The 8807-nt window shown below is 60.6% G+C and carries 6 protein-coding genes; 3 read left to right on the top strand and 3 right to left on the bottom strand.

Annotated features, from left to right (window positions below; genetic code table 11):
- The first annotated feature begins 167 nt into the window (after positions 1-167).
- Genes HX839_RS27850 through HX839_RS27840 form a run of 3 tightly spaced genes read left to right on the top strand, consistent with a single transcriptional unit; the run spans position 168 to position 3733 of the window.
- The gene (locus tag HX839_RS27850) at positions 168-827 is read left to right on the top strand and encodes a paraquat-inducible protein A (RefSeq protein ID WP_003214364.1); all 660 of its coding nucleotides are present in this window, start codon (positions 168-170) and stop codon (positions 825-827) included.
- Positions 814-1437: a paraquat-inducible protein A gene (locus HX839_RS27845; protein WP_003214366.1), complete on the top strand. Its 624-nt coding sequence runs from the start codon at positions 814-816 to the stop codon at positions 1435-1437. The genes HX839_RS27850 and HX839_RS27845 overlap by 14 nt, the downstream gene beginning before the upstream one ends.
- Positions 1430-3733 (top strand): PqiB family protein, encoded by a 2304-nt coding sequence (locus HX839_RS27840; protein ID WP_003214369.1) that lies wholly within the window; start codon positions 1430-1432, stop codon positions 3731-3733. Before HX839_RS27845 ends, HX839_RS27840 begins: the two co-directional genes overlap by 8 nt.
- Positions 3734-3903: 170 nt before the next feature.
- On the opposite strand, the gene mksF is transcribed toward HX839_RS27840, so the two are convergent.
- From mksF to mksB, 3 genes are read right to left on the bottom strand one after another with little or no spacing between them, the layout of a single operon-like run.
- A complete protein-coding gene (gene mksF / locus HX839_RS27835) occupies positions 3904-6744 on the bottom strand; it encodes an Mks condensin complex protein MksF (protein ID WP_008437530.1) in 2841 nt (946 codons plus the stop codon).
- Positions 6741-7448: an Mks condensin complex protein MksE gene (gene mksE, locus HX839_RS27830; RefSeq protein WP_003214375.1), complete on the bottom strand. Its 708-nt coding sequence runs from the start codon at positions 7446-7448 to the stop codon at positions 6741-6743. The genes mksF and mksE overlap by 4 nt, the downstream gene beginning before the upstream one ends.
- Entirely contained in the window at positions 7438-8715 is a 1278-nt protein-coding gene (gene mksB, locus HX839_RS27825; RefSeq protein WP_003214377.1) for an Mks condensin complex protein MksB, read from the bottom strand. The genes mksE and mksB overlap by 11 nt, the downstream gene beginning before the upstream one ends.
- Positions 8716-8807: the final 92 nt, after the last annotated feature.

Here is an 8807-nt window from a genome sequence, read left to right as displayed (position 1 = left end):
AATTCCGAAACCCCTGATTGCTAACGCAATCAGGGGTTTTGTTTTGCGCGGTCGGAAACTTTACCGACATGCTCGATATACAGCGGCACCCCGACAAATTTGCACAGTTATTTCTGAACCAGAACACTAGAATAGGCACCTAATCTTTTTTAGAGTCCGAGCCCTATATGCCCGACCCGGTTGATGCCCTTGAGGCGTCAGACTTACCGCTGGACGAACTCGTGGCATGCCATGAGTGCGACTTGTTGATGCGCAAGCCGGAGCTTGCCCGCGGTGAAAAGGCCCAATGCCCGCGCTGCGGCTACGAGCTGTACGCTCACCGCCACAACGTTGTTGAACGAAGCCTGGCGTTAGTGCTTGCGGCGCTATTGTTGTACGTCCCCGCGAACTTTTTACCCATCATGCAGCTCAATCTACTCGGGCAGTCCTCGCAGGACACCGTATGGACCGGCGTGGTCGGCCTGTTCGACACCGGCATGCAGGGCGTCGCCGTGGTGGTGTTCCTCTGCAGCATGGGCATTCCATTGCTCAAGCTCCTGTGCCAACTGGCGGTATTGCTGAGCATCCGCTGGAACATCGGCCGTAGCTACGGTCTGCTGTTTTATCGCATCTACCATCATCTGAAAGACTGGGGGATGCTCGAGGTCTACCTGATGGGCGTGCTGGTGGCGATCGTAAAGCTGGCCGACATGGCCACCATCACCGTTGGGCTGGGCCTGGCCTGCTTCGTAAGTCTGTTAATGGTCCAGATACTGCTGGAGGTGGTCATGTCACCTCACCAGATCTGGGAAGCGCTGTCAGGAGAGGATGCTCATGCGGGCGATTGATGCGGGCATTCTGATCTGTACCGAATGCCACGAACTAAACAAACAAGACCCGGACACCGACGAGCAAACCTGCACCCGTTGCGGTGCGCTGGTCCATGCTCGCCGGCCGAACAGCCTGACACGCACCTGGGCGCTGCTGATCACGGCAGCCATCTTGTACATCCCGGCCAATTTGTTGCCGATCATGACCGTAAGCTCCCTGGGCCAAGGCGATCCGAGCACCATCATGTCCGGCGTGATCCAGTTGATGCAGCACGGCATGTTCCCGATCGCCGCTGTAGTGTTCATCGCCAGCATTCTGGTGCCCACCTTCAAGCTGGTGGGCATCGGCTTGTTACTGTTCTCGGTGCAGCGTCACCAGCCACTTTCCGCGCAACAACGCATTATCATGTACCGCTTTATCGAGTTCATTGGCCGTTGGTCCATGCTGGATATCTTCGTGATTGCCATCCTGGTGGCGGTCGTAAACTTTGGGCGACTTGCCAGTGTCGAGGCCAATCTCGGTGCCGTAGCGTTCGCCAGTGTGGTGATCTTGACGATGCTTGCCGCAGTAACTTTTGATCCCCGACTGATTTGGGATAACACGGAGTCGGACGACGACCATGAGTGATTTGCCTAAGGCTAAAACCCGCCCAGCTTCCAACTGGTCGGCCATTTGGGTGCTGCCCCTGATTGCCCTGATCATCGGTGGCTGGTTGGGATGGCGTGCGTACAACCAGCAAGGTATCGAGATTCAGGTACGCTTTGAAAGCGGCGAAGGCATCCAGGCCAACAAGACCGAAGTGGTCTACAAAGGCATGTCCGTGGGTAAGGTCAAAACCCTGGCCCTGGATGACGAAGGTAACAATCGCGGGGTGATTGCTACCATCGAGATGAACAAGGATGTGGAGCAATACCTCAAGACCAACACCCGCTTCTGGCTGGTAAAGCCAAGTGTCAGCCTGGCCGGGATCACCGGCCTGGAAACCCTGGTCTCGGGTAACTACATCGCCGCCAGCCCAGGCGATGGTGAGCCGACGCGCAAGTTCAAGGCCCTGTCCGAAGAACCGCCTTTATCCGACGCCAAGCCCGGCCTGCACCTGACGATCAAAGCTGATCGACTCGGCTCGCTGAACCGTGGCAGCCCGGTGTTCTACAAGCAGATCCAGGTCGGCCAGGTCAAAAGCTACCTGCTCTCCGAAGACCAGACCACCGTTGAAATCAAGGTTTACATCGAGCCGACCTACGCCAGCCTGGTGCGTAAACACACGCGTTTCTGGAACGCCAGCGGCATCAGCATCGACGCCAACCTTTCCGGCGTAAAAGTCCGCAGTGAATCCCTGGCCAGCATCGTTGCCGGCGGTATCGCCTTCGCCACGCCGGAGAACCGCAAGGACAGCCCACCGACGGACCCGAGCCTGCCGTTCCGCCTGTACGAAGACTTCGATGCAGCCGCGGCGGGCATCAAGGTCAAAGTCAAACTCACCGACTTCGAAGGCCTCCAGGCGGGCCGCACCCCGGTGATGTACAAAGGCATCCAGGTCGGTAGCTTGAAGACCCTGAAGATCGACCCGGATCTTTCCAGTGCCAATGCCGAACTGACCCTCGACCCACTGGCCGAAGACTACCTCGTTCAGGACACCCAATTCTGGGTAGTCAAGCCGTCTATCTCCCTGGCGGGCATAACCGGGCTGGAAGCGTTGGTCAAAGGTAACTACATCGCCATCCGTCCCGGCGACAAGGGCACCGCGCCACAACGGGAGTACGTCGCCCGCGCCAAGGCGCCGCCACTGGACCTGCGTTCCCCCGGCCTGCACATGGTGCTCTTCACCGACAACCTCGGTTCCCTGGATGTCGGCAGCCCGATCCTCTACAAGCAGGTCAAGGTCGGTTCCGTGCAGAGCTACCAGTTCTCCCGCAAGAACAAGCAACTGGTGATCGGCGTCCATATCGAGAAAGAATACGAAGGCCTGGTCAATGGCTCGACCCGTTTCTGGAATGCCAGCGGCGTGACCCTGACCGGTGGGCTTACCGGCGGCATCCAGGTGAAAAGCGAATCCCTGGCCAGCCTGATGGCGGGCGGTATCGCCTTCGAAACCCCGGAGCCGAATGTGCCGCTGAAAAAGCGCATCCCACGTTTCCGTCTGTTCCCGGATCGCGAAGCCGCCAACCAGCACGGTACATTGGTGACCATCAAGGTCGACCGCGCCGATGGCCTGCGCCCGGGTACCCCAGTGCGCTTCAAGGGCCTGGACGTAGGCAAGATCGAAAGTGTCGACCTGAGCGCCGACATGCAATCGGTGCTGCTCAGCGCGCGTATCACCCAGGTGGCCGACCGCATCGCACGGGCCGGCAGTCAGTTCTGGGTGGTCAAGCCTGAACTGGGCCTGATGAAAACGTCGAACCTGGAAACCCTGGTGACCGGCCAGTACATCGAAGTACAGCCAGCGACCAAAAGCATCGGCCCACAGAAGAGTTTCGTCGCGCTGGACAAGCCGCCAGAAGCCGTTCATCAGGAGGAGGGCCTGAGCCTGGTACTCAGCGCCGCACGCCGTGGCTCGTTGAAGGAAGGCGTTCCGGTCACTTACCGCGAAGTCACCGTAGGCAAAGTTACCGGCTACGAGCTGGGCCAGACCGCCGACCGTGTGCTGGTTCACATCCTGATCGAGCCCAAGTACGCGCCTCTGGTGCGCAGTGGCAGCCGGTTCTGGAACACCAGCGGCTTCGGGCTCGACTTCGGCTTGTTCAAGGGCGCGACTGTTCGCACGGAGTCCCTGGAGACCCTGGTCGCCGGCGGCATCGCCTTTGCCACGCCGGACGGCGAGCGTATGGGCAACGCTGCACGGCCCCAGCAGACCTTCCCGCTGTTCGACAAGTTTGAAGATGAATGGCTGACCTGGGCGCCTAAAATCCCGCTCGGCAAATAGATCGAGGCGCGGCCTTCGCGAGCAAGCCCGCTCCCACATTTGACCCAGTTCCCATTGAAGGAACCCGATTGAATGTGGGAGCGGGCTTGCTCGCGAAGAGGCCCTCAAGAACACCAAAAAAAGGCCGCGATCCAGAAGATCGCGGCCTTTTTGCATTTCAGCGCAACTGATTAAACCTCATCCAGCTCCGGCTCATCCGCCTGCACATTCACCGTTGCCTTCACCACATCGTGACGACGGATGTACTTCCAGTCCGCCTCATCAATGTAGATCCCGTTCGGCCCGCTGCCGCCTTCCAGGTCGATCGCCACCTGGGCGGAAACCTGCGGCTTCACACTGGCCAGAATCGGCACGAAGCCCAGCTGCAAGCTGGTTTCCAGCAACGCCGCCTGGTTCTTCTCATCGATATCCGCCGCCTCGTCGAGGTAGTACGGCAAGCGCACGCGCCCGGCCTGGTCGCGGTCCATCAAGTGCAGCAACAAATACATGTTGGTCAGCGCCTTGATGGTCATGGTGGTGCCGTTGGAGGCGGCGCCATCGATGTCGGTGTGAATGATCGGCTGGCCGTTGACCTTGGTGATCTCGAACGCCAGTTCGAACAAGTCCTTGAGGCCCAACTGGTTATGATTGGCCGCTACCAGGCGCGCCAGGTATTCCTTGGCCTCTTCGTTCTTGTTGTCCTGTTCGGCGCTCTGGCTCAGATCGAACACCGACAGGGTTTCGCCTTCTTCATACTGACCGGCACTGTGGATGATCTGGTCGATATGCTTGAGGGCTTCCTTGTTCGGCGCGAGCACGATGCGGAAGCTCTGCAGGTTGGACACCTGGCGCTTGTTGATCTCACGGTTGAACAACGCCAACTGGTGCTCAAGGCTGTCGTAGTCGCTGCGGATATTGCGCAAGGTGCGTGCGATATCCGTGACCGCCGCCCGCCGGGCCTTGCCCAGGGTCAGCGCTTCATCGGTACGGTGCGCATAAGCGTTGATCAACAGATGCAGGCGGCGCTCCATATCGTCTTCACTGTCGAACTTGGCCACGCCCTTGAGGCGCACCTGTGCGTACAGCGCGTCGATCTGGCCATCAGCGCGCAGCAGGCCTTGCCAGCTGTCCTGGTAGTCATTGAGCAGCGGCAGCAGGTTGTCCATGGAGTCGTCGACCGGGTCCATGAACGGCGTACCAAACGGCAAGTCTGCCGGCAGCAACTGACGACGACGCAACGCGTCATCCAGGGTGCGCTGCTTGGCTTCCATATCACCAATCTGCCTTCCTACCAATTGCAGCTTGGCCGACAGTTGCTGGACGCGCTCGGTAAACGCATCGCTGGAGCGTTTCAATTCGTCCTGGGCCGCTTCCATCTGCGCCAGGCTTTCCAGCTTTTCGCCTTCCTCGGCGCTCAGGGTTTGTGCACGGCGGAAATCTTCCAGCGCCTTCTGCGCGTCCAGTACCTGTTGGTACAGCGCTTCAGTCTGGGTCTTGCTCGCCGCGCGGTCGGCCGCCACGGCTTGCTGGGTTTTCAGTTGCTTGAGTTCTTTTTCCAGACGCTCTTTCTGGTCGCGCAACGCGGCGCGGTCAGCCAGTGCCTGCAACGCCGGTGGCTCGATGTGCGAGATGTCGATGGCCAGCCCCGGCACTTCAAAACGCTCGCCCTTGAAGCCATCAAGGATCTGCTCCAGGGATTTCACCCACAGGCCGTCCTCGTCCAGCGTGATGCCATGCTCACCCAGCGGCAAGCTGAACAGCGAACTGTTGAACAGGCGCATCAGACGCTCGACATCCTGCTGCGAGAATTCTTCCCGCAGCTTGGCGTAGCTGTTGTTGTCGGCGTGATCGAGTTGCTGCTTCACCGACTTCAGGCGTTTTTCCAGGTCCCGCAGACGTTCGTCCAGATCCTCGGCGCTGAACTGACGCGACTGCGCCAAGGCCCCGGCCAGTTCATCGTGAGCATCCTTGGCGGCCAGCAGTTGCTGCTCCAGCACCTTGACGTCATCCACCAGCGCGAAGCGGTGCTTGAGCACTGACAGCTCACCCAGCCAGCGCTGAATCCCGCTGATTTCCCGCTCCAGGCGCATCAGCTCCTGAGTGCCGCCGCGCTGGTCGTTCTGCAGCGAATCCTGCTCGTTGCGGTAATGCTCGGCCTGGATCGTCAGTTCTTCCTTGCGCGCACTGGCGTAGTCCGACCAGGTGCCCAGCAACGAATCCAGCAGCGGTGACAGGCGATGCAGCTTGCCCCGCAGAATGTCCCGCTGCTTCACGCCGTTGGCCAAGGCTTCTACCAGAGGGCCGGCAGCCACCAGCGAGTTGTAGTCCTGCTCCATGCGTCGTACATCGCGGAAGGCTTCTTCGCACGCCGCGATGTAATCGACACTGCCGGAACGCAGGCTGTGTTCGAACGCATCCAGAAACAGCTGCTTCAACTTGGCCGCGGTGATTTCCCGCATGTGCAGCAAATTGATAAACAGCGCGCGGAAGGTCTTCAGGCTCTGCTCGCTGGTGGAGCGCAGCGGAATCAGGGTCAGGTCCAGCGGGATCGACGTATGGCCGCCCACCAGCAAACGCCGCAGCTCATCGGGCTTGAGCTCATAGGCTTTCAGGCCTTCGCGCTCAAGGTTGGTGAACAGCTCTTTCTGGCGCAGGCAGGTGTCGTTCTTCTGGTAGTGCGCCAGGTCCAGCTTGCCGGCGTAGGCAAAGAACTGGTGACCGAAACCACCGCCCGGGCCGCGACCGACCACGCCGATCACGTGCGGGCCATGGGGAAGCGAGACTTCCACGAGGATGTAGCTGGTGTCGGTGGCAAAGTAGAAACGCCGGGATTGCTCCAGGGTGTACTTGCCGAAACTCATGTCCGACATGCGCGCCAGAATCGGGAACTGCAAGGCGTTGATCGACGCCGATTTGCCGAGGTTGTTCGCGCCGTACACCGACAGCGGTTCTTCCAGCGGGAACAAACCCAGGCTGTAACCGGCGGTGTTCAAAAGGGCGAAGCGGCGAATGCCGTAGCGTTCCTTGCTCATGCGTCGGTCTCCTGTTCTTCGGCAATGGCGCGGGCCAGGGCGTCTTCTTCGCTTTCTTCTGCAAAGTCACTCAAGTCCAGCGGGTCATCGGTCTTCAGCAGTTTTTCATCGCTGTCTTCGTCGATGATCACCGGGGCCGGCAACGGCAATACGCTGTGGATGCTCGCGGCCAGGTCGCGGTCTTGCTGGACCGAGAGGCACACATCGAGGAAGCGGTGCATCGGCGGCAGGAAGCGGTAGATGCCGTTCTCTTCACCGGCAAAACCCAGCTGGGTCATGCGGCGCATGATTTTTTCTTCCAGTTCCTCGACGGTCTGCACTTCGGCCTGGATAAACAGGTCGCGGTACTTTTCCAACAACGACGGCAGTTCGTCACGGCCCAGGCTGCCACCGTCGAGCACGGCGATCGGGTCGCGGCCCTGGTCGGCCAGGTGCTCGACGATGATGAAGGTGAACAACGCCAGGCGCTGGGCGGTCTTGTTGACCTGCGCGGCGGCCACGGCCGAGTCCGGCACGAAGTAGTAGAAACCCCGCGTGTCGCACACCAACTCAAAGCCCAGGGCCTTGAACAACGTGCGGTACTGGTCCTGGAAGTTCGACAGTTGGGCGTACAGCTCCGGGTCCCGGCGGCTGACGTGGTAACCCTTGAACAGCTCGCGAAAGATCGGCGCCAGCTGGGACAGTTCGGATAGATCAAGATGCATGAGGGGTGCTCGCAGAATTCCCGGCCGTATCAATACTGGCTGGAAGCAGGGCGAATGAGCGCAGGCTGACCTGGTGCTCGTGAGTGTGGTAATCCCGTCGTTCCAGACGTTCGCGCTTGAAGCGTTTTTCCCGCGACAGGCGTGAGAACCAGTACAGCAACTCGTCGGTTGCGCCGTCCGGTTCCTGCTCCAGCAGCCAGGTCATCAGGTCCGGCATCGGCAGCGCGTCTTCACAGCGCTCGAGCATTTCCTTGACCGTGCGCGGTGCGCGAGGGGCTTCGCCCTTGTGGGATTTATGCGCCTTGGGGAAACGCGCCGGCTTCGGTTCGAAGTTGGCCAGGGCGTACACGTAGGCTTCGACCTGGCTGGCACTGCCGAGAAAGGTGCTTTGCGGCCGGGTGAACATCGGCATCGCCGCTTGCGGCACCGCGTCCAGGCCCTTGCGGCGAATCGCCGACAAGGCCAGCGCCGCGCCCCGGGTCACGGCGTTGTGCCGGCGTGCTTCTTCCCGCAACGGCAGCAGCAGTTCCCGGGCGTGACGCAAGGTCAGTTGGGCGCTGGTCTGCATTTCGAGAATGCGCGCGTGGGTGCGCAGCAGCATGTCGTCGTCCACCAGGTGGCCGAGGCGCTGCTGCTCGGTGAGCATGCGCAACAGTACGTTTTCCACCTTGCGCACGCCTTGTTCGAAGGCGCCGTCGGCGTTCACCAGTTGAATCATCGGCTCGACGTATTCGTCCCAGGTCGCCAATACTTCGGCGTAGCGCTGGCGCAACGGGATCTGCCGGTCGCTGGTCTTGGCGCGATCGGCCACGGCAGCGAGGGCCTGTTCGTCGTTGGCGAGTTTTTTCAGCACGTCGCGCACGCGCATGTCCAGCAGGCGCAATTGGCGCGCCAGGTCATGGCCGTCGCGGATGTCGAAGGCGTCCTGGATATAACCCGCCAGGCGCTCAAGGTGGCGCAGGTAGGCTTCGATTTCCAGGCACAGGCCTAGCCGGTGCTCCTTGCGAAGATACGCCAGGAAGTCGTGGATCTGTGCGTTGAGCTCGAAACGGTTCGGGCTCTTGGCGACAGGCACCAGGATATCCAGGCGAATCCACACGTCCAGCAGGCTGGTGATGTCCTGTGGCGTGCTGTCCAGTTGTTGGGCGGCCAGCTGGGCGCGCAGTTCGCTGAGGCTCAGGGTGCCTTGGTCGAAGTGTTCGCACAGTGGCTCAAGCAGGGCCCAGTGTTCGGCGAGGGCGCGCAAGACGCGCTTGGGTTCGATCATCGGAATGGCCGGCTGGTTAGCGATTAAAAGCAGCGATTGTACTGCATCGGGGGTGGGATTTATCCACAGCCGGTCGTGAGGCGCTCACCGGA

The sequence above is a fragment of the Pseudomonas sp. I8001 genome, from assembly GCF_013385345.1.
Classification (GTDB): domain Bacteria; phylum Pseudomonadota; class Gammaproteobacteria; order Pseudomonadales; family Pseudomonadaceae; genus Aquipseudomonas.
This window is presented reverse-complemented; position numbering and strand designations above follow the sequence as displayed.